The sequence below is a fragment of the Klebsiella sp. 10982 genome (assembly GCF_048589245.1).
In the GTDB taxonomy this organism is placed as follows: domain Bacteria; phylum Pseudomonadota; class Gammaproteobacteria; order Enterobacterales; family Enterobacteriaceae; genus Klebsiella; species Klebsiella quasivariicola.
Genome location: NZ_JBMAXV010000123.1, coordinates 1 through 1,096, shown reverse-complemented (window position 1 = coordinate 1,096; position 1,096 = coordinate 1). Strand labels below are relative to the sequence as shown.

At 47.8% G+C, this 1,096-nt stretch carries 1 protein-coding gene; it reads left to right on the top strand.

Features of this window, described 5'->3' with window-relative positions:
• Positions 1-58: 58 nt before the first annotated feature.
• A partial coding sequence (locus ACKLKD_RS27870) for an IS481 family transposase (protein ID WP_004153148.1) occupies positions 59-1,096 on the top strand: 1,038 nt, incomplete at its 3' end.

The window sequence follows — 1,096 nt, the reverse complement described above, 5'->3', positions numbered from 1 at the left end:
TGTGTAAGTTCACACAGATATTGCAATTGCCTCAGAACACTAAAGGAGGGATTGCCAGATGTTGATGCAGCATATCGGTGTCGGCTATTTTGGGTATTACCGAGCAACTGCTTATGCGATGAAACACTCTCTTATGCCCGAGATTGCGAAGTTAAGAATGAAGGCTCTGAACTTCTGGGATAAGCACGGGATCCGTGCCGCAGCTGATGCTTTTGACGTATCAACGCGAACACTCTACTGGTGGCGCCGGTTACTGCGCACCGGTGGTCCAGAAGCACTAATTCCAAGAAGCAAAGCCCCTCTGGTTCGCCGTTCAAGGCACTGGCATCCTGATGTACTCAAGGAGATCAGGCGTCTGAGAACTGAGTTACCCAATCTCGGCAAAGAGCAGATTTTTGTCAGGCTGAAACCATGGTGTGAAGCGCGGCATTTTACCTGTCCCAGCACGTCAACCATTGGAAGAATCATTGCTGGTGCTCACGATAAAATGCGGATGATCCCCGTACGCCTCAGCGCCAGGGGCAAAGCCCGGTTGATAAAAAAACGCTCAGTGAAGCCCAGAAGACCAAAACAATACCGCCCGGTAAAAACAGGCGAACTCATAGGGATGGACGCGATTGAACTCAGGATGGGGGACCTACGCCGCTATATCATTACCATGATCGACGAGCACAGCGACTATGCGCTGGCCCTGGCGGTCCCTTCACTCAACAGCGATATTACCAGCCATTTCTTCAGCAAGGCCACAAAGCTCTTTCCTGTCGCTATCAGACAAGTTGTCACTGACAACGGTAAGGAGTTCCTCGGTAACTTTGATAAAACGCTACAGGAAGCCTCGATTAAACACATCTGGACCTATCCGTACACACCGAAAATGAATGCGACCTGTGAGCGATTTAACCGGACACTTAGAGAACAATTTATTGAATTCAATGAATTGTTGCTTTTTGAGGACCTGAATTTGTTTAATCAAAGAATGGCTGAATATCTGGTGCTGTATAACAGCAAAAGGCCACATAAATCACTCGAACTGATGACGCCAGTGGACTATATTTTACGTGAGAGTAAAAATTGCAATATGTGGTGGACCCATACA